Here is an 18,494-nt window from a genome sequence, read left to right as displayed (position 1 = left end):
GAAGGTGCGAGGGTGCGGCGATCGGCGGCCGCCGCACCCTGTCTCTCGGTTCAGTTGCCCGCGTCGAGCGCGTATCCGGCCGAGCGGACCGTGCGGATGATGTCCGGCCGGTTGCCCTTGTTGATCGCCTTGCGCAGCCGGCGGATATGCACGTCGACGGTGCGCGATTCGATGTCGCTGTCATGCCCCCACACCGCATCGAGCAGCCGCTCGCGCGAGAACACCCAGCCCGGATGCTCGAGGAAATGCTTGAGCAGGCGGAACTCGGTGGGCCCCAGCTGGATCACTTCGCCGCCGCGGCGGACCTTGTGGCCCACCGTGTCCATCTCGATGTCCGAATAGGTGAGCGCCTCGCCGGCCAGCGCCGGGCGCACGCGGCGCAGCACCGCGCCGACGCGGGCGACCAGCTCGCGCGGCGAGAAGGGCTTGGTGACATAGTCGTCGGCGCCGGTCTCCAGCCCGCGGACACGGTCTTCCTCTTCGCCGCGCGCGGTCAGCATGATGATCGGCACGTTGGCCGTCTCCGGCATGCGGCGCAGGCGGCGGCACACCTCGATGCCCGACAGCCCCTCGACCATCCAGTCGAGCAGCACGATGTCCGGCGTTGCCTCCTTGGCGAGCAGCAACGCTTCCTCGCCATCGGGGGTGTGCTTCACTTCATAGTCTTCGCGCTTGAAATGCCAGGTGACGAGCTCCGCGATCGCGGCATCGTCTTCCACCAGCAGCATCTTGACCCGTGCCATATGTTCCCCTCAGCTCCCGCTGCTTTCGCCGGCTTCCGCCTCGGCGAGATAGTGCCCGGTCGCGGCAAAATAGACCATTTCGGCGACGTTGGTTGCGTGGTCGCCGATCCTCTCCAGATTCTTGGCGACGAACAGCAGGTGCGCCACCTGGCTGATCGTGCGCGGATTCTCGACCATGAAGGTCACCAGCGTGCGGAAGATCGAATCGTAGAAATCGTCGAGCGCGGTATCGCTGGCATGGACCTCGGCCGCGGCCTTGGCATCGCGCGCCGAAAAGGCATCGAGCGCGGCGCGCACCATGTCGGCGGCGACCTGGCCCATCGCGGGCAGGATGGAGACGGCCTCGATCCGCTCCTCGCCTTCGGCATGGATCATCGGCACGCGCTTGGCGATGTTCTTGGCATAATCGCCGATCCGCTCGATCACCGCGGCGATCTTCATCGCGGCGATCACTTCGCGCAGGTCGTCCGCCATCGGGGCGCGCAGCGCGATGACGCGGACGACGAGCTTTTCCAGCTCGGCCTCCATCGCGTCGATCTGCTTGTCCTTCTTGCGCACGGTCCTGGCGAGCGCCTCGTCGCCGCGCTGCAGCGCCTTCATCGCGTCGTAGATCGCCTGTTCGGCAAGCCCGCCCATCTGCGAGATCAGCGCGCGCAGCTGGCTGATGTCCTGGTCGAACGCCTTGACCGTGTGTTCATGAGGGCCTGCCATCAGCCGTACCTTCCGGTGATATAGTCCTTCGTGCGCTCTTCGCGGGGCGCGGTGAAGAGGTTGTCGGTCTCGCCATATTCGACCAGCTGGCCGAGATGGAAGAAGGCAGTGCGCTGCGAGACGCGGGCCGCCTGCTGCATGTTGTGGGTGACGATCACGATCGCATAGCGGCCGCGCAGCTCGTGGATCAGCTCCTCGATCTTGGCGGTGGCGATCGGATCGAGCGCGCTGGCCGGCTCGTCCATCAGGATCACCTCCGGGTCGACGGCGATCGCGCGGGCGATGCACAGCCGCTGCTGCTGGCCACCGGAAAGCGCGGTGCCGCTGTCGGACAGGCGGTCCTTCACTTCCTCCCAGAGCCCCGCGCGCTTCAGCGAGCGTTCGACGATGCCTTCCAGGTCGGTCTTCGACGCCGCCAGGCCGTGGATGCGCGGGCCATAGGCGACATTCTCGAAGATCGACTTGGGGAAGGGGTTCGGCTTCTGGAACACCATGCCGACGCGGGCGCGCAGCTGCACCACGTCCATGTCCGGCGAATAGATGTCCTCGCCGTCCAGCGTGATCTCGCCGGTCACCCGCGCGCTGGCGATGGTGTCGTTCATCCGGTTGAAGGTGCGCAGGAAGGTCGACTTGCCGCAGCCCGACGGGCCGATGAATGCCGTTACCTTGTCCATGTCGACGTCGATCGACACGTCCTTCACGGCCTGCTTGTCGCCATAGGAGACGCTGACGCCGCGAGCCGACATCTTGTGGGGGGCGGGGGAGAGGGCGGTCATTACCAGCGGGTCTCGAACTTGTTGCGAAGGTAGATGGCGAGCCCGTTCATCGCGAGCAGCACCGCGAGCAGCACCAGGATCGCGGCGCTCGTCTTCTCGACGAAGCCGCGGCTGACTTCGTCGGACCAGAGGAAGATCTGCACCGGCAGCACCGTCGACGGATCGGTGAAGCCGCCCGGCGCGGTGACGATGAAGGCGCGCATGCCGATCAGCAGCAGCGGCGCGGTCTCGCCCAGCGCACGCGCCATGCCGATGATCGTGCCGGTGAGGATGCCGGGCATCGCCAGCGGCAGCACATGATGGAACACCACCTGGATCGGGCTCGCGCCGATGCCGAGCGCGGCGTCGCGGATCGACGGCGGCACGCCCTTGATCGCGTTGCGGCTGGCGATGACGATGACGGGCATGATCATCAGCGCCAGCGTCACGCCGCCGACCAGCGGTGCCGAGCGCGGCAGCATCGGGCCATAGACATGGCCGCCGATCTGCCAGGTGCCGAGAAACACCGCGACGCCGAGCAGGCCGAAGATGATCGAGGGTACCGCGGCGAGGTTGTTGATCGAAACCTCGATGAGATCGGTCCACCGGTTCTTCGGCGCATATTCCTCGAGATAGATGGCCGACAGCACTCCCACGGGGAAGGCGATCAGGAAGGTGATCGCCATGGTGAGCAGCGAGCCCTTGAGCGCACCCCAGATGCCGACCGCCACCGGATCGGTCGAATCGGATTCGCGGAGGAATGCCGCGTTGAAGCTGCGGGAGATCGCGCCCTGTTTCTGCAGCCGCGCAACGCCCGCTTCCATCGCGGGATCGCCTTCGCCGGCCAGCGCCTGATCGAAGCCGGTGGCGGCGGGGACATAGACCGTCGCGCGGCGTTCCAGCAGCGAGGGGTCGCGCTTCACTGCGGTACGGACCGCCAGCCACGCGCTGGGCGCGAGATAGCGGTCTCCCTCCGGGCCGAAGGCGCGAACCGCCGCATTGTCCACCGCGTCCTCAAGGCCGGCGCTGGCCAGCGCCAGATCGGCGGCGGGCGTGGCGAGCTGGCGGCGCTCGATGTTCAGGCCGTCTGCACGCAGGTCGATCGGCAGCGCCAGTTCGGTGACGGTGAAGCCGCGCCACCCTTGCGCCACCATGGTGAGCAGCAGGAAGCCGAGGAACGCTGCCGAGAGGATCACCGCGCCGGCGCCGAGCACGCGGAAACGCCGTTCGGCCGCATAGCGGCGGCGGATGCGCTTCTGCATCGCCGCGCCCTTCCAGTCGGTCGGCCGGCGCTCGGCCTGGGCGGCGGGCTTATTCATAGGCCTCGCGATACTTCTTCACGACGCGCAGCGCGACGATGTTGAGCAGCAGGGTGATGACGAACAGGGTGAGGCCCAGCGCGAAGGCGGCGAGCGTCTTCGGGCTGTCGAACTCGGCCTCGCCGGTCAGCAGGTCGACGATCTGCTTGGTGACGGTGGTGGCGCTCTGCAGCGGGTTGAGCGTGATCGTCGCGGCGCCCGAGGCGGCCATGACCACGATCATCGTCTCGCCGATCGCGCGGCTCACCGCGAGCAGCACGCCGGCGACCACGCCCGGCAGCGCAGCGGGGACGAGCACGCGCGAGATCGTCTCGCTCGTGGTGGCGCCCATCGCAAGGCTGCCGTCGCGCATCGCGGTGGGTACGGCAGCGAGCGAATCGTCTGCCATCGAGGAGACGAACGGGATGATCATCACTCCCATGACGAGACCGGCGGCCAGCGCGCTTTCGGACGAGGCGAAAGGATCGCCCAGCAGCACCGCCAGCTTGCGCACCGCCGGCGCCACGGTGAGCGCGGCGAAATAGCCATAGACAACGGTGGGCACGCCGGCGAGCATCTCCAGCGTCGGCTTCATCCAGCGCCGCGTGGTGGGCGAGGCATATTGGGTGAGGTACACCGCGCTCATCAGCCCGAAGGGGATGGCGACCAGCATCGCGATCACCGCGCCGATGAAGAAGGTGCCCCAGAACAACGGCACCGCGCCGAGCGACGCGCCGGGGTTCTTCGCGTCGATGACCTGCGGGCTCCAATGGGTGCCGAACAGGAACTGGGTGATCGGCACCTGCGCGAAGAAGCGGGTGGATTCCCAGAAGAGCGAAGCGAAGATGCCGATGGTGGTGAAGATCGCGATCAGCGAGGCGACCAGCAGCCCCATCATCAGCGTGCGCTCCACCTTGGAACGGGCGCGGAAATCGGGGCGGGTGCGGCTCAGCGCGAAGGCTGCTCCGGCAAAGGCGAGCAGCGCCGCCGCCGCGGTGCCGATCCAGGCGTAGCGGCTGCGCGCTGCATGCACGATCGGGGCGAGCTGCCGCGCCAGCGGATCGGCTTCCGTGTCGTACGGGTTCTTCGCGACGTCGCGTGCCTGGGCGAGCACCGAGTCGCGCTCGAACGCGAAGTCGGACAGGCTGGCGGCGGCGGGGCTCTGCAGTACCGTCTGGCGGACCAGCCCGGGGCTGATCGCTGACCACACGACCAGGAACAGCAGCGGCGGCAGCACCGTCCACATGGCGACGAACCAGCCATGCTGCGCCGGCAGCGAGTGCAGCCGCTTGGCGCCGCCGCGATCGAACCGCAGCGCGCGCGCGCGGGCCGTCAGCCAGCCGATCAGCCCGAGGCCCAGGATCACAAACGAAAGCGCGAACGGGTTCACGGGCGGAGCATCTCGGCGAAACGGGGGGCGAAGGCAGCGATCACTTGAGGACTGCCGGATCCAGCGGGGTGAGGTCCGCCACGCGCTTGGCCATGTCGGCGCGCACGGCTTCGGGCGCGGCGATGAGGCCGCGTTTCACCAGCGGGCCCGTGGGGCCCCAGAGGGACGTGTAGAGCGTGAGGAAATCCTTCAGCCCCGGCACGGCCTTCAGGTGCCGCTTCTTGACGTAGAGGTAGAGCGGGCGGGCGCCCGGATAGCGGCCATCGGCGATGGTTGCGTAGGTCGGCGCGACGCCTTCAACCTGCACGCCGTGCAGCCGGTTCTGGTTCTCTTCGAGATAGGAATAGCCGAAGATGCCGAGTGCGTTGGGATTCTGCGCCAGCCCCTGGACGATCAGATTGTCGTTCTCGCCCTTGTCGACATAGGGGCCGTCGTCGCGGATGCGGCGGCATTCGGCGTCGTACTGCGCCGGATCCGCCTCGGCCTTCAGCCTGGTGGCGTTGGGATCGGCCTCCAGGCAGCCGGGCGCGAGCATCAGCTCGACGAACGCGTCGCGCGTGCCGCTGGTGGAGGGCGGGCCCATGACGAGGATGGGGATGGCCGGCAGGTCGGGATTTACATCGTGCCAGGTGCGGGCGGTGTTCGGCTTGCCCAGCGGCTTGGCCGCGAGCGCCAGATAGACGTCGCGCTTGCTCAGCTGGAGCTTGGGCCCCTGGTTGGATTCGGCGAGCGCCACGCCGTCCAGGCCGATCACGATCTCCATGATCTCGCCGACCTGGTTCGCCTCGCAGCGGTCATATTCCTTGCGGGTCATCCTGCGCGAGGCGTTGGCGATGTCGGGGAACTGCGCGCCCACGCCTTCGCAGAAGCGGCGGATGCCCGCACCGCTGCCGATCGATTCCACCACCGGGGCCTTGCGGCTGCTGCGCGCATTGACGAACGCTTCGGCCACCGTGGTGGTGAAGGGGTAGACGGTAGAGGAACCGACGACGCGGATTTCACGCGTAGCGCTGCCGTCGCACGCCGACAGGGCGAGCGTGCCGAAGGCGATCAGCGCTAGACGACCCAGCATCGTCACTTTGTGCTCCCCGAGGATGGCGGTATTTGGATTACGGAGTCTGCGCTTTGCCCCGCGCATCGCCCATCCGGCAATCGCGTTACGACTTTATGACAGTGGGCTCGATCGGCAGCCGCACGGCGACCGTGGTGCCGACCCCCACGCTGGAGGCGATGTCCAGCCGCCCCCGGTGGCGTTCCACCACATGCTTGACGATGGCAAGGCCCAGCCCGGTGCCCCCCAGCGAGCGGCTCCGTCCCGAATCGACACGATAGAAGCGTTCGGTAAGGCGCGGAATATGCTCCGCCGGAATGCCCTCGCCCTGGTCCGCCACGGCGAAGCGCACCATCGTGTCGCCCTCGCTGCGCAGCGATACCGTAACTGGTGTGCCGGCGCGGCCATATTTCATCGCGTTGCCGATCAGGTTGTGGAGCAGCTGGCTCAGCTGGGTGCGGTCGCCGCGCACCGGGGACACGGCTTCGATCTCGGTCACCAGATCGGCCGCACGGGGGCTGCCGGAAAGCTCGGCGCAGACCTGTGGGATCAGGTCTGCCAGTTGCACCGATTCCGCCGGCGCGCGGTATTTCTCCGCCTCGATCCGGCTCAGCGAGATCAGGTCGCTGATCAGCCGGTCCATCCGCCGCGCTTCGTCGTGCATGATCTTGAGGAAGCGGGCACGAATCTCCGGCTCCTCACCCGCACCGTCGGCCAGCGTTTCGACATAGCCGAGCAGCGAGGCGAGCGGCGTGCGCAGCTCGTGGCTGGCATTGGCGACGAAATCGACGCGCATCCGGTCGGCGGTGTAGCTGCCGGTGCGGTCGACCAGGTGGACGACGCGTTCGCCGGTCTCCAGCGTGCGCACCCGCATCTCCCAGCGCTGTTCGCGCGTGCCGAGGCCGACGAGGTGGATGGGCGCGCTATGATCCTCGCCGGGGTCGAGCAGGCGCTCGGCGGCGGCGGGGTGGCGGATCGCAAGGCGCACGTCCTCGCCCAGGATATGGTCGCCGAGCAGCGCGCGCGCGGCGGCGTTGGCGGCGATCACGCGGGTAGCGGCGATCACCAGCACCGGCTCCGCGATCGCCTCGATCACCTCGCCAAAGGCCGGATCGCGATCGGCGGTTGCCGCGTCGTCGCGCGGGATCGGTGCCGGATCGCCGCCGATGCCGACGACCAGCACGGCGGCCACCCCGCCGACCAGCAGCACCAGCGCCACCTGCAGGTCGCCGTTGAGCAGGAACCCCACCAGCGCCGAGAGGGCGGCGACTCCCAGTGCGAGAGCGATTCGGGAGCCATGGGCCGAGAGCATGTGCGCCTTCTAGCGCGCGATCGTCCCAAGACGAGCCCGTATTTACGATTGCGAAATGGGCGCGGGCGCAGAAGAAGAGGGCGATGGACGATCCCAAACCCGAAGATCAGCCGACCCGTCGGCGTGCGCTGATGCTGGGCGCGGCAAGTGCTGCCGCGATCGTCTCCATCCGCCCTGCGCTGGCGCAGACCAACGCCTCGATCATGCAGTGCGAGATTCCGGTGACGGACCCCGGCCGCGCGGGCAGCTATATCGCGTCCGACGGGCGGGTCGTGCCCGCGCATACGCCGGGCGCGTTCCCGGCTCCGGGACGAAACTTCAAGGCGCAGGACGTGAAGCGCGCCCTGAACGGCGGCACCCTGCCGGGCACCGATCCGCAGGCGAGCCGCGCCTACACCAACTATATCCGCCGCCTGCAGCGCGGGACCAGCGGCTTCACCTGCTTCGCCTCGCTGCAGATGCCGCGCGGCTGAAGGGCCCGGCGGTGTTCTATCGCGCCGCCGATCCCGCGACCCTGCGCATCGTGCCGCTGGATGCGCTGACGCTTGTCTACCACCGTGCCTCCGGCATCACCCATATCGTCGATGCGCCGGTGCCGGAAATCCTTGATATACTCGGCGAGGAGCCGCGCGATCTGGTTGGCCTGCTCGCGGTGCTGAGCGAGCGCTTCGACCTCGCCGACCCCGATCCGGCGGCATTGGCGGTGCGGCTGGACGAGCTGGTCGCCGCCGGGCTGGTGGAGCGGACATGCGCCATCTGAAGCTGCTGCGGATCGGGCCGATCGGCTTCCGCATCGGCAGCCACTGGCGCGGGCCGATCGCGGCGCTCGACAGTCTCTATCGCGACTATCCCGGCCCCTGCGACGGCATCGCCGACTTCAATGTCCATCTGTTCGCCGCGCGGCCCTGGCGGCGGGTGGTGCGGCCCTCGGTGCATATCGCGGGCGATTTCGTGATCCCGGACGCGGCACCGCTGCCGCTGGCGCAGGGGCTGCTCGCCGCCGAGATGGGGATGAACCTCCAGATGGCGCTGGGCTTGCGGCGCTACCTGCTGCTCCACGCCTCGATGGTCGAGCGGGACGGGCGGGCGGTGCTGATGACCGGCATCTCCGGCGCGGGCAAGTCGACGCTGGCGGCGCTGCTGATGGCGCGCGGATGGCGGCTGATGGGCGACGAGTTCGCGCTGATCGACTGCGCAATCGGCCTGGCGCATGCCTTTCCGCGGCTGGTGAGCCTGAAGAACGAGGCGATCGACGTGGTGGCGCAGGCGATGCCCGATGCGCGGTTCGGCCCGTTGCTGCAAGGCACGCCCAAGGGCGCGATCCGCCATCTGGTTCCCGACGCGCGGGCCATCGCCGCGATGGACGTGCCGGCCGAACCCAGCCTGATCCTGTTCCCGCGCTTCGGCTTCGAGGCGGCAGAGCGGCCGGTGCTGCCGAGCGAGGCGTTCGTGCGGCTCACCCAATCCTCCACCAACTATGTCACGCTCGCCGAACGCGGGTTCGAGGCGCTGACCCGGCTGGTGCAGACGGTGCCCGCGCGGGCGATCGACTATCCCGACGCCGAGACCGCGCTGGCGATGGTGGAGGCGCTGGCATGAACCCGGCGCGGCTGCTCGCCCGCGTGCTGCGCGATCCTGCGGCGATCGCGGAACTGCAGGCGGCCGAGTGGAACGCGCTGTGGGCCGTCGCGCGGGCCGAGCAGCTTGCGGGCACGCTCGCGCATCGCATCGCGGGATTGCCGATGCCGGGGGCGGCGGCACGGCTGGTGGCGGACGCGATCGCCTCGGCCGAGCAGGGATGCACCGCCGCGCTGTGGGAAGCCGAGATGGCGCGCCGCGCGCTGGCAGCAATCGACGCGCCGGTCGTGCTGCTCAAGGGCACCGCCTATGCCGCAGCCGGGCTGTCCCCCTCGACCGGCCGGGTGATCGGCGATCTCGACATCCTGGTGCCGCGCGAGTCGATCGGCGAGGTGGAAGCGGCGCTGCTCGCATCCGGATGGGAATGGGTGAAGCCGGACCCCTATGACGATGCCTATTACCGCCGCTGGATGCACGAGCTGCCGCCGCTGATCCACCGCGATCGCGACAGGATGATCGACGTCCACCACACGATCCTGCCGCGCACCGCGCGCATTCGGCCGGATGCGCGCGCGCTGCTGGCAGACAGCGTGGTGCTGGAGAATGGCCTGCGTATCCTCAGCCCCCAGGACATGCTCTGCCACGCCGCCGCGCACCTGTTCGCCGACGGTGACCTGGCGGGGGGCATGCGCAACCTGTGGGACATCCACTGCCTGCTCGGCGAATTCGGTTTCGGCGGACTGGCCGAACGTGCCGCCCATCACGGGCTGAGCGCCGCGATGGCGCGCGCGGTGCGGCAGGCGGTGCGGCTCTATGGCACGGAAGCGCCGCCCGCATGGCAGGGCTGGGACGCGCTCGACCCGTTGTTCCATCGCCGGCTGACCGCGCGCGACCGGTGGGGCCGCTCGACGCGCAAGGCGGTGCAGCTCGGCTTCTACCTCCGCTCGCACCTGTTGCGGATGCCGCCGGCGATGCTGGCCCGGCACCTCTGGACGAAGTGGCGCAAGGGGCACCGGCCGAGCTGAGCCGGACGGCGCCCCCGCGCGATCAGAAGGTCGCGATCTTCACCATGAACCGCACGTTGCGGCCCGGCTGGATCACCAGATCCTTGTTGAGCGAGGCGGCATTGCGCTGCACCTCGTCGGTGAGGTTCTGGCCGATGATCGCGAACTCGATCCCCGGCTGCGACCTGAACGGGCGCACGGCGATCTGCGCGTTGAGGTTGTTGTAGCCCGGCGTCTCGGTATCGAACGCGCCGAACCTGGTCTGCCTGCCGGCATGGACGAACTGCACCGCCGCATCCAGCGCCGGGCTCAGCCAGTTGACCCCGCCGCCGAGGCGATAGGGCGGGATGCGCGGCACATTGCTGCCGCTGTCCAGCGTCGCGCGGGTATAATCGGCCAGCGCGGTGAGTTGCAGCGTGCGGTCATGCCCGCGCAGCAGGTCGTAGCTTGCCTTGCCCTCCAGCCCGCGGAAATGGGCGCCCTGCTGGCGATAGTTGAGCTCCTTCAGGTCGCCGTCGCCGCCGAACGCGCAGGTCCCGTCGTCGTCACAGGTGCGCCCGGTGAGGTCGCCATAGATATAGTTGTGGAACCAGGTGGAATAGGCGCTGCCGTCGAGGTGCAAGCGATCCAGGTTCACCCGCAGCGTCGCCTCGATCGAATTGGCACGTTCGATCTTCAGGTCGGGATCGCCGGTCTCGAACGTGTTGGGGCCGTCATGGCCGCCGCGTGCGAACAGCTCGGTGATCGCGGGCGCGCGCCCCGTGCTGGAGCCGGTGAGGCCCAGCTTCACATGGGCGCCGACATCGAGCAGCGCACCGATCGCGCCGCTGACCGGCGTGAACTCGCGTGCGGTGAACACGTCGGAGGCCGGAGTGCCTTCGGTGCGGACATGCTCCACGCGGCCGCTGGCCTGAAGGTGGAGGATGTCGGCTACCGGCAGTTCGGTGAACAGATAGGCGGCTTCACTCTGCGTCGTGGTGGGGAACAGGTAGCTGCTGTCCTCCCCGATCGCCGAGAACTTGCGGTTCTGCACCTCGAATCCCAGCGCCGAGTTGCGGATGGGGCCCAGCGGATTCAGCAGGAATTCCAGATGGCCGTCGAATTCCTTGTTGCGGAAGGTCGTCGCGATCGTGCCGTCCGGTTCCTTCTCGTCGTGCGTATAGTCGGCATAGCTGGCGTCGACATTGATCGACTTGAGAGGGCCGGCGTTCACCGCGAACACGTCGCGCGACATCACCTTGGTCTGCCGCATGTCGATATAGGTGTCGTCGCTGGGGATGCCGTATTTGGAGTTATACTGGCTGACCGACAGGCCGATGTGGCTCGCATCCTTCTCGCCGAAGAAGTAGGAACCGCCGACCGAGACCCCGTGGCCGCGGAAGAACGAGTTCTGCTGGGTGCCGAGCGGCGTGTCGTAATCGCCTGCGTCGCGGTAGAAGCCGTCGGCATGCAGCGCGATCGCGCCGAGCTTTGCATCGACCAGCGCGCCGCCTTCGCCGACATTGGAGACGGTGCCATAGCTGCCCACCGCCTCGCCCGAGAGCGCCTCGCTCGGCAGCTTCATCGGCACGCGGTTGTTGATCACGTTGACCACACCGCCGATCGCCTGGCTGCCATAGCGCAGCGTGCCGGCGCCGCGGACCACTTCGATGCTCTGCGCGGAGAAGGGGTCGACCGGGATGCCGTGATCGGGCCCGATGTCCGATACGTCGGAGCTGCTCGCGCCGTTCTCCAGAATGCGCACCCGGGTCGCGTCCATGCCGCGGATGATCGGTCGGCTGGCGCCGTTGGCGAAGGTCGTTGCGGCGATGCCGGGCTCCTGCGCCAGCGCGTCGCCGATGCTGGCGCCGCCGCTGCGCAGGATCTGGTCGCGATCGACATGGGTGACGATGGTCGGCACCTCGTCGCTAGCCACGGCATAGGGCGCCGCCGTGATGATGATGACGTTCTTGTCGTTGGCCTGCTGCGGGTCGGAATCGGCAAAGGCATGGGGCACGAACGCGACGAAGGCCGCGCCCGCGAGAAGGGCAGTACGCATGGAAAGGATACTCCGTGAACCTGGGGTGCGCCGCCGATATCGGCGGCGCGAGATTGTCTTCAGGCGGTGCGGAGGGCAGGGGGCGCGCGGCTGTGCCAGGCGTGCGAACGCAGCAGGCGCTGCGCCGGATCGGCGGCCTCGCGCGCACGCCACTGGATGGCGGGAAGGGGAGGACTGAAGGCCGGCGGCAGGGGGGCGAGATAGGCCGCCGCCGTCGCACCCTCGTCGCAGAGGGGGCAATCCGGATCGTCGTCGTTCTGCTTGGGCGCATGGTGCGCGTGGGTCGCGACGGACCAGCTAGGCGCCGCATGCACATGCGCCCGCACGATCCCCGCCTGCCAGCACAGCGCGAACGCCAGCAGCAGCGCCGGCAGCAGCCGGGCGAGGAGATCGGGCACGCGGAACAGGCGCATGCCCGCTGCCCTACTGCAGCGGCGTGCATGTTTCAATATATCATTGGTGCGGGATGGCGGCGATGTCGATCCGTGCGGTGGCAAGCGCCAGCGGCGCGTGGCGATGCGAGACGAGGAGCAGGCCGGTTTCCGTCGCGTCCAGCCACGCGCGCAGCCGGGCGACCAGATCTGCCTCGGTTGCCGCGTCCAGGCCTTCGCTCGGCTCGTCGAGCAGCAGCCAGGGGCGGCGGGCGAGCAGCGCGCGGGCGAGCGACAGCCGCTTGCGCTCACCGCCGGAAAGCGTGCCGCCGGCTTCGGCCACCGGCGTGTCCAGTCCGGCGGGCATCCGTGCGACGGTCGCCTCCAGGCACGCGGTGCGCAGCGCCGCATGCATTTCCGCCTCCGTGATCCCGGGACGGGCAATGCGCAGATTGTCTGCGATCGAGCCGGCGATCAGCATGGCATCCTGCGGCGCGAGCGCGCATTGCTGCCGCAGCACCTCGGCGGGGCACTGCTCGGCCGGCGTGCCGCCGAGGCCGATTGCATGGACCGGCGCGCGAAGGCCGGCCAGCGCTTCGATCAGCCGCGTCTTGCCCGTGCCGGACACGCCGGTGATCGCGATGCGCGCACCCGGCGCCACCACCTGCTCGCCGAGCGTGATGGGCAGTGCGGCAGCGGTTCCGGCCGGCGCCGGGCTGAGTTCCCCCGGCAGCTGCGACAGCGTGGCGAGACGGGCCAGCCCCTGCTCGACGCTGGCCTGGCGGAGGGCCGTGCGGGCAAAAGCCGCCATCGCCTCCACCGCAGCAGCGGCGGCAAGCAGCGCCAGCGCGCGCACCGGCGCGCCGCCTTCGGCCAGCGCGAACACCAGGGCGGCCGCGAGCGTGCCATAGCCGGCGAGCAGCCCCGCCACGGTTCCGTCACCGCGCGCGAGCGCCGCGCGGGCGCGATCGAGCGGGCGCGATAGTGCAGCGATGGTGTCCGCCACGCGGGGGGCGAGGCCATAGGCGATGATCTCGGGGCGGGCAGCGGCATAGTCGACGAAGGCGGTGCGCAGTGCGCCCAGCGCCTCGGCGGCCTCCGCGGCGGGGCCGGCCGTCAGGCGGCGCGCCGCCAGGGTCAGGAGGGGCGGCAGCGCGGCGAGAAGCAGCGCCAGTGCAAGCGCGGCCTTCCACCCCGCAAGCGCCACCAGCGCAACCGCGAAGCACGCGGCGGCGAGGCTGGCAGGCCGGCCCGGGCGGCGGACGACCAGGTCTTCCAGCGCCTCGATGTCGCCGATCAGTCGTGCGCTGGCGTCGCCGCTGGCAAGGTCCGGCGCCGTGCGGCTGTCCTGCGCGGCCAGCTTGCCGAACAGGCGCCCGCGCAGATCGGCCATCGCAGTCAGCGCGGCCTGGTGCGACAGCAGTCGTTCGCCATAGCGCCCGCCAGTGCGCAGGATCGCAAGACCGCGGATGGCGGCGCTCGGAATCAGATAGTTGAACGCAGCGACGGCGGCGGCGCCGCTCGCCCCTGCGATCGCCGCGCCGGTGAGGAACCAGCCGGACAGGGCCAGCAGCAGGATCGATGCCAGCCCGGCGATGGTCGCGCAGGCAAGCGCCTGGCGTAGCGTGCGGCGTTCCGGGGCGGCGAGGGGGAAGGGGTTCACAGCGTCACCTCGGCATCGGCAGCCGCGATCAGGCGCGGATCATGGGTTGCGACGATCACCGCACGCTCCTCTGCGACGGCGCGGAGCAGCGCGGTGATCGCGGCTGCGCTGGCATCGTCCAGGTCGGCGGTCGGTTCGTCGGCGAGCAGCAGGGGGCGGTCCGCGAGCAGCGCGCGCGCAAGGCCGAGCCGTCGCCGTTCGCCGCCGGAAAGGCCGGAACCGCGATGGTCGAGCGGCAGGTCCAGGCCGGCGCCGCGGTGCGCGAGCATTGCGGTGAGGCCCACTCGTTCAATGGCGGCCTGTACCGCCGCGTCGCTGGCGTGCGGCGCGGCCAGCACCAGATTGTCGCGGAGCGTACCCGGCAGGATGAGGGGGTGCTGCGCCGCCCAAGCGATGGCTTCGGCGCCGGGCGCGGCGAGCGTGCCCGAACTGGGGGGGATCTGTCCCGCAATGGCCGCAAGCAGGCTCGTCTTGCCGCTGCCGGTGGGGCCGGTCAGGGCCACCAGTCCGGTGGTGCCGACCGAAAGCTCGGCCGGGCCGATCGTCCGGCCGGGCCAGGCGATCACCACTGCATGTGCCTGTACGCCCGTGAACATGGCGGGTGCCGCCGCCGGTGCTGCCAGCTCGGGCACTGCGGCGATGGCCGTTCGCGCAGCTTCGCCCAGCTGCTTGTCGTGATAGGCGGCCGCCAGCCGGCGCATCGGCAGGTAGAATTCCGGCGCCATCGCCAGTGCGAAAAAGGCTTCGCGGAGCGTGAGCGTCTCAGGATCGGGAAAGGGCAGCAGCCCCAGCAGGCTGAACCCGCAATAGACCGCGACCAGCGCGACCGCGAGCGCGGAGAAGAACTCCAGCACCGCGCTGGACAGGAAGGCGACGCGCAGCACCGCGACGGTCCGGCGAGCGACTTCGCGGGTGGCGACGCCCACCTGGCGGGCGATCCGTTCCTCCGCGGCGAAGTGGCGGACGATGGGCAGGGTGCGAACGCGGTCGACGAACAGGTCGGAAAGGTCGCCCAGTGCCGCCAGCTGGCGCTCCGAAGCGCGCTTGGCGGCCGTGCCGGCGAGAATCATGCCGAAGATGAAGGGCACGAGCGTGCCGATCAGGATGCCCGCCGCGACCAGGCTTGCGCACGCGATGATGCCCACCGCGACCAACGGTGCGGCAGCGGCTGCCACGCGCGCGGGCACGAAACGTGTCTCATATCCCTCGATCGTCGCGACATGGTCGATCGCGAGCACGGCGGATTGCCCGCTCGAAGGCGCCGCGCCGCTGCCGAGCAGGCGCTGGACCAGGGCGCGGCGGAGCGGCGCCGTGGTCGCCTGTGCGCCCCGCACCGCCAGCACCGGCACGCCCCAGGCGGTCGCCGCCCGCACGAGGCCGCCGCCCAGCATCGCGGCGAACGCGAGTGCCGGAACGCCGTGCCCGGCGGCCGCGGCGGCCACGCCGTCGGCAATTCCCCAGGCGAACAGCGCGGCGCCGCCAAGGTCGATGATCCAGGCGAGCCCGGCGTGCTTTTGAAGAGCCATATGAGACAATTTGTACAAGCGATTTCGGCCCTGCAACGGAATAGGGGATATCCCGCATAGGCGGTGGCGCCACCGAAGCCTAGGCCGCGGATCACCGGCTCTTTGCTGAGGACACAACTATGGATATGGCAGTCGTAGAGCTGTCGCGCCTGCAATTCGCGCTGACAGCGATGTACCACTTCCTGTTCGTGCCGCTGACGCTGGGCCTTTCCTTCATCCTCGTGATCATGGAAAGTGTCTATGTCGTCACCGATCGCCCGATCTGGAGGGACATCACCCGTTTCTGGGCCAAGTTATTTGGCATCAACTTCGTCCTCGGTGTTGCCACCGGGCTGACGATGGAATTCGAATTCGGGACCAACTGGTCCTATTACTCTCACTATGTGGGGGACATCTTCGGCGCACCGCTGGCGATCGAAGGGCTGATGGCCTTCTTCCTTGAAGCCACCTTCGTCGGCCTGATGTTCTTTGGCTGGGATCGCCTGTCGAAGCGCCAGCATCTGATGGTCACCTTCCTGGTGGCGCTTGGCACCAACTTGTCGGCGCTGTGGATCCTGGTTGCCAATGGCTGGATGCAGCACCCCACCGGTGCGGTGTTCAACGCCGACACGATGCGCATGGAAGTCGTCGACTTCATGGCGGTGATCTTCAACCCCGTCGCCCAGGCCAAGTTCCTGCACACCGTAAGCGCCGGCTATGTCTGCGCCAGCGGCTTCGTGCTCGGCATCTCGGCCTTTTACCTGCTGCGCGGCCGCCATATCGAGCTCGCCAAGCGCAGCTTCGCGGTTGCCGCAGCGTTCGGCCTGGCAGCCTCGCTGTCGGTTGTCGTACTGGGTGACGAAAGCGGCTACGCCCTCACCGACAACCAAAAAATGAAGCTCGCCGCGATCGAGGCCGAATGGCATACCGAAGCGGCACCCGCAGGCATCACGGTGATCGGCTTCCCCTCGAACCAGGGTCGCGAGACGCTGTTCCAGGTCAAGGTTCCCTATGTGCTGGGCCTGATCGGCACGCGCAGCCTTACCGGCCAGGTGGAAGGCATCTATCCGCTGGTGGGCAAGGCCCGGTTGCGAATCGAAAACGGCCTTACCGCCTATGACGCGTTGCAGACGCTGAAGACCGATCGCAACAACGTCGCCGCGCGCGCCAAGTTCGAGACGGCCAAGGGCGATCTGGGCTATGCCCTGCTGCTGAAGCGCTGGGTCGCCGATCCGCGTCAGGCGAGCGAGGCACAGAAGGACCGGGCCGCCTGGTCGACCGTGCCGAACGTGCCGGCCGTGTTCTGGCTGTTCCGCGGCATGGCGGGAATCGGCTTCGTGCTGATCGCCTTCTTCACCGCCGCGCTCTACTACGCCAATGCGCGCCGCTTCCACCGCAAGTGGTTCCTGCGCCTGGCGATGCTGGTGATGCCGCTTCCCTGGCTCGCGATCGAGTTCGGCTGGGTCGTCGCCGAAGTGGGCCGTCAGCCCTGGGCGGTGGACGGCGTGCTGCCGACCTTCCTCGCCACGTCGAGCCTGACCGTTGCGGCAATCTGGACCACGATCTTCGGCTTCACCGCGCTGTACGGCGTGATGGCCGTGATCGAGGTGCGCCTGATGCTGGCGGCGATCAAGCACGGGCCCGAGACGTACGAGCCCTGGCAACCCCGCCACGACCCGGTGCCCAGCGCACCCGAGCCGCGGCCGCTCCACGCCGTTCCTGCGGAATGAGCGCGAGCAAGGAGAAAGAACATGTCCATCCCGCTCGATTATGAGATCCTGCGCCTCATCTGGTGGGCGCTGCTGGGAGTGCTGCTGATCGGCTTCGCGCTGACCGACGGCTTCGACCTGGGAACGGCAGCGCTGCTGCCGTTCGTGGGCCGCACCGATGAAGAACGCCGCATGGTGATCAACACCGTCGGCCCGACCTGGGAAGGCAACCAGGTGTGGTTCATCCTGGGCGGCGGCGCCATCTTCGCCGCCTGGCCGTTCGTCTACGCAGTCAGTTTCTCGGGCTTCTACCTCGCGATGTTCCTGGTGCTGTCGGCGCTGATCCTGCGTCCGGTCGGCTTCAAGTATCGCTCCAAGCGCCCGGACGCCGCCTGGCGTTCGCGCTGGGACTGGGCGCTGTTCGTCGGCGGTTTCGTGCCGGCGCTGGTGTTCGGTGTCGCGGTCGGCAACGTGCTGCTGGGCGCGCCCTTCCGCCTCGATAGCGATATGCGGTCCTTCTATGACGGCACGCTGCTCGGCCTGTTCACCCCGTTCAGCCTGGTCGCGGGCCTGCTCTCGGTCGCGATGCTGGTGCTGCACGGCGCCGGCTGGCTGAGCCTGAAGGCCGAGGGCGTCGTTGTCGAGCGGGCACAGCGCTTCGGCACCGTCGCCGCGATCCTCGCGATCGTGCTGTTCGCAGCCGGTGGTGCGTTCATTGCCTATGGCGACATGGGCTATCGCCTGGTCGGCGTGGTCGATCCGAACGGCCCGTCCAACCCGCACCTGATCCAGACGGTGAAGGCGCCGGGTGCATGGCTGGCCAATTATGGTACCTATCCGTGGATGCTGGCGGCGCCGCTGCTCGGCTTCCTGGGGCCGGTGCTGGCGCTGATCGGCATCCGCAGCCGCAAGGGCGCACTGGTATTCACCGGCTCGTCGCTGGCGAATGTGGGCATCATCGCCACGGTGGGCCTGTCGATGTTCCCGTTCATCCTGCCGAGCTCGATCGATCCGGCCTCCAGCCTCACGGCATGGAACGCCTCGTCGAGCCACCTCACGCTGTTCATCATGCTGGTCTGCACGCTCGTCTTCCTGCCGATCGTGCTCGCCTACACCGCCTGGGTGTACAAGGTGATGTTCGGCCGCGTCAGCGGGGAAGAGCTTCGGCTCAACCCCGACCTCTACTGAGGAGTAACGTCCATGTGGTATTTCGCCTGGATCCTGGGAACCTGCCTAGCCGTCGCGGTCGCCGTGCTGAACGGCATCTGGCACGAGTTTCATTCAGACCCTTCGTCGGACCTCACGGTGCTAGACTGATCCCGCGGCGGGCGATTGACTAGGCGATCGCTCCGCCGTGCAGGAGGAG

18 protein-coding genes are annotated in these 18,494 nt (G+C 68.7%); 7 read left to right on the top strand and 11 right to left on the bottom strand.

Features of this window, described 5'->3' with window-relative positions; translation table 11 throughout:
- Positions 1–50: 50 nt before the first annotated feature.
- The 7 genes from phoB to V7E00_RS11345 all read right to left on the bottom strand — a co-directional run bounded on the left by phoB (position 51) and on the right by V7E00_RS11345 (position 7,260).
- Positions 51–743, bottom strand: coding sequence for a phosphate regulon transcriptional regulator PhoB (gene phoB / locus V7E00_RS11375; RefSeq protein WP_064314091.1), 693 nt, complete (start codon positions 741–743; stop codon positions 51–53).
- Between the two features lie 9 nt (positions 744–752).
- On the bottom strand, positions 753–1,454 hold the full coding sequence (gene phoU / locus V7E00_RS11370) for a phosphate signaling complex protein PhoU (protein ID WP_333572761.1): 702 nt from the start codon (positions 1,452–1,454) through the stop codon (positions 753–755).
- Positions 1,454–2,230, bottom strand: a complete 777-nt coding sequence (gene pstB / locus V7E00_RS11365) for a phosphate ABC transporter ATP-binding protein PstB (protein WP_333572760.1) — start codon at positions 2,228–2,230, stop codon at positions 1,454–1,456. The genes phoU and pstB overlap by 1 nt, the downstream gene beginning before the upstream one ends.
- Positions 2,230–3,528 carry a phosphate ABC transporter permease PstA gene (gene pstA, locus V7E00_RS11360; RefSeq protein ID WP_333572759.1) on the bottom strand — a complete coding sequence of 433 codons (1,299 nt, stop codon included), beginning with the start codon at positions 3,526–3,528 and terminating at the stop codon, positions 2,230–2,232. Before pstA ends, pstB begins: the two co-directional genes overlap by 1 nt.
- Positions 3,521–4,897: a phosphate ABC transporter permease subunit PstC gene (gene pstC / locus V7E00_RS11355; protein WP_333572758.1), complete on the bottom strand. Its 1,377-nt coding sequence runs from the start codon at positions 4,895–4,897 to the stop codon at positions 3,521–3,523. The genes pstA and pstC overlap by 8 nt, the downstream gene beginning before the upstream one ends.
- Before the next feature lie 40 nt (positions 4,898–4,937).
- Positions 4,938–5,969 (bottom strand): substrate-binding domain-containing protein, encoded by a 1,032-nt coding sequence (locus tag V7E00_RS11350; RefSeq protein WP_333573853.1) that lies wholly within the window; start codon positions 5,967–5,969, stop codon positions 4,938–4,940.
- A gap of 85 nt (positions 5,970–6,054) precedes the next feature.
- Complete coding sequence (locus V7E00_RS11345) at positions 6,055–7,260, bottom strand: sensor histidine kinase (RefSeq protein WP_333572757.1); 1,206 nt, start codon at positions 7,258–7,260, stop codon at positions 6,055–6,057.
- Positions 7,261–7,343: 83 nt separating this feature from the next.
- Here V7E00_RS11345 and V7E00_RS11340 point away from each other — a divergent pair, with 83 nt between their 5' ends.
- From V7E00_RS11340 to V7E00_RS11325, 4 genes are read left to right on the top strand one after another with little or no spacing between them, the layout of a single operon-like run.
- Positions 7,344–7,733 (top strand): hypothetical protein, encoded by a 390-nt coding sequence (locus V7E00_RS11340; protein WP_333572756.1) that lies wholly within the window; start codon positions 7,344–7,346, stop codon positions 7,731–7,733.
- Positions 7,734–7,744: 11 nt separating this feature from the next.
- Positions 7,745–8,020, top strand: a complete 276-nt coding sequence (locus V7E00_RS11335; RefSeq protein ID WP_333572755.1) for an HPr-rel-A system PqqD family peptide chaperone — start codon at positions 7,745–7,747, stop codon at positions 8,018–8,020.
- Positions 8,008–8,859: an HprK-related kinase A gene (locus V7E00_RS11330; RefSeq protein WP_333572754.1), complete on the top strand. Its 852-nt coding sequence runs from the start codon at positions 8,008–8,010 to the stop codon at positions 8,857–8,859. The genes V7E00_RS11335 and V7E00_RS11330 overlap by 13 nt, the downstream gene beginning before the upstream one ends.
- Positions 8,856–9,863 carry a nucleotidyltransferase domain-containing protein gene (locus V7E00_RS11325; protein WP_333572753.1) on the top strand — a complete coding sequence of 336 codons (1,008 nt, stop codon included), beginning with the start codon at positions 8,856–8,858 and terminating at the stop codon, positions 9,861–9,863. Before V7E00_RS11330 ends, V7E00_RS11325 begins: the two co-directional genes overlap by 4 nt.
- Before the next feature lie 22 nt (positions 9,864–9,885).
- Here the strand turns inward: V7E00_RS11325 and V7E00_RS11320 are convergent, their stop codons facing one another.
- The 4 genes from V7E00_RS11320 to V7E00_RS11305 are packed head-to-tail and all read right to left on the bottom strand — an operon-like array spanning position 9,886 to position 15,440.
- Positions 9,886–11,880, bottom strand: coding sequence for a TonB-dependent receptor (locus V7E00_RS11320; protein ID WP_333572752.1), 1,995 nt, complete (start codon positions 11,878–11,880; stop codon positions 9,886–9,888).
- A gap of 59 nt (positions 11,881–11,939) precedes the next feature.
- Positions 11,940–12,293 carry a hypothetical protein gene (locus V7E00_RS11315; RefSeq protein ID WP_333572751.1) on the bottom strand — a complete coding sequence of 118 codons (354 nt, stop codon included), beginning with the start codon at positions 12,291–12,293 and terminating at the stop codon, positions 11,940–11,942.
- A 40-nt stretch (positions 12,294–12,333) separates the two neighbouring features.
- Positions 12,334–13,914 carry an ATP-binding cassette domain-containing protein gene (locus V7E00_RS11310; protein WP_333572750.1) on the bottom strand — a complete coding sequence of 527 codons (1,581 nt, stop codon included), beginning with the start codon at positions 13,912–13,914 and terminating at the stop codon, positions 12,334–12,336.
- Positions 13,911–15,440, bottom strand: coding sequence for an ATP-binding cassette domain-containing protein (locus V7E00_RS11305; protein WP_333572749.1), 1,530 nt, complete (start codon positions 15,438–15,440; stop codon positions 13,911–13,913). Before V7E00_RS11305 ends, V7E00_RS11310 begins: the two co-directional genes overlap by 4 nt.
- Before the next feature lie 119 nt (positions 15,441–15,559).
- On the opposite strand from V7E00_RS11305, the gene V7E00_RS11300 reads away from it, so the two are divergent.
- Genes V7E00_RS11300 through cydX form a run of 3 tightly spaced genes read left to right on the top strand, consistent with a single transcriptional unit; the run spans position 15,560 to position 18,445 of the window.
- Positions 15,560–17,149: a cytochrome ubiquinol oxidase subunit I gene (locus tag V7E00_RS11300; RefSeq protein WP_333572748.1), complete on the top strand. Its 1,590-nt coding sequence runs from the start codon at positions 15,560–15,562 to the stop codon at positions 17,147–17,149.
- A gap of 21 nt (positions 17,150–17,170) precedes the next feature.
- Positions 17,171–18,316 (top strand): cytochrome d ubiquinol oxidase subunit II, encoded by a 1,146-nt coding sequence (cydB, locus tag V7E00_RS11295; RefSeq protein ID WP_333572747.1) that lies wholly within the window; start codon positions 17,171–17,173, stop codon positions 18,314–18,316.
- 12 nt (positions 18,317–18,328) lie between these two features.
- Positions 18,329–18,445, top strand: coding sequence for a cytochrome bd-I oxidase subunit CydX (gene cydX, locus V7E00_RS11290; RefSeq protein WP_333572746.1), 117 nt, complete (start codon positions 18,329–18,331; stop codon positions 18,443–18,445).
- Positions 18,446–18,494: the final 49 nt, after the last annotated feature.

Source organism: Sphingomonas sp. (assembly GCF_036731925.1).
Classification (GTDB): Bacteria; Pseudomonadota; Alphaproteobacteria; order Sphingomonadales; family Sphingomonadaceae; genus Sphingomonas.
Note: the sequence above shows the minus strand (reverse complement) of the source record. Positions and strands in the feature narration are given on the sequence as shown.

Bases quoted from the DNA above. Each gene is read 5' to 3' on its own strand.
- phoB (WP_064314091.1), bottom strand. From the start codon at position 743: ATGGCACGGGTCAAGATGCTGCTGGTGGAAGACGATGCCGCGATCGCG.
- phoU (WP_333572761.1), bottom strand. From the start codon at position 1,454: ATGGCAGGCCCTCATGAACACACGGTCAAGGCGTTCGACCAGGACATC.
- pstB (WP_333572760.1), bottom strand. From the start codon at position 2,230: ATGACCGCCCTCTCCCCCGCCCCCCACAAGATGTCGGCTCGCGGCGTC.
- pstA (WP_333572759.1), bottom strand. From the start codon at position 3,528: ATGAATAAGCCCGCCGCCCAGGCCGAGCGCCGGCCGACCGACTGGAAG.
- V7E00_RS11350 (WP_333573853.1), bottom strand. From the start codon at position 5,969: ATGCTGGGTCGTCTAGCGCTGATCGCCTTCGGCACGCTCGCCCTGTCG.
- V7E00_RS11345 (WP_333572757.1), bottom strand. From the start codon at position 7,260: ATGCTCTCGGCCCATGGCTCCCGAATCGCTCTCGCACTGGGAGTCGCC.
- V7E00_RS11340 (WP_333572756.1), top strand. From the start codon at position 7,344: ATGGACGATCCCAAACCCGAAGATCAGCCGACCCGTCGGCGTGCGCTG.
- V7E00_RS11330 (WP_333572754.1), top strand. From the start codon at position 8,008: ATGCGCCATCTGAAGCTGCTGCGGATCGGGCCGATCGGCTTCCGCATC.
- V7E00_RS11325 (WP_333572753.1), top strand. From the start codon at position 8,856: ATGAACCCGGCGCGGCTGCTCGCCCGCGTGCTGCGCGATCCTGCGGCG.
- V7E00_RS11320 (WP_333572752.1), bottom strand. From the start codon at position 11,880: ATGCGTACTGCCCTTCTCGCGGGCGCGGCCTTCGTCGCGTTCGTGCCC.
- V7E00_RS11315 (WP_333572751.1), bottom strand. From the start codon at position 12,293: ATGCGCCTGTTCCGCGTGCCCGATCTCCTCGCCCGGCTGCTGCCGGCG.
- V7E00_RS11305 (WP_333572749.1), bottom strand. From the start codon at position 15,440: ATGGCTCTTCAAAAGCACGCCGGGCTCGCCTGGATCATCGACCTTGGC.
- V7E00_RS11300 (WP_333572748.1), top strand. From the start codon at position 15,560: ATGGATATGGCAGTCGTAGAGCTGTCGCGCCTGCAATTCGCGCTGACA.
- cydB (WP_333572747.1), top strand. From the start codon at position 17,171: ATGTCCATCCCGCTCGATTATGAGATCCTGCGCCTCATCTGGTGGGCG.
- cydX (WP_333572746.1), top strand. From the start codon at position 18,329: ATGTGGTATTTCGCCTGGATCCTGGGAACCTGCCTAGCCGTCGCGGTC.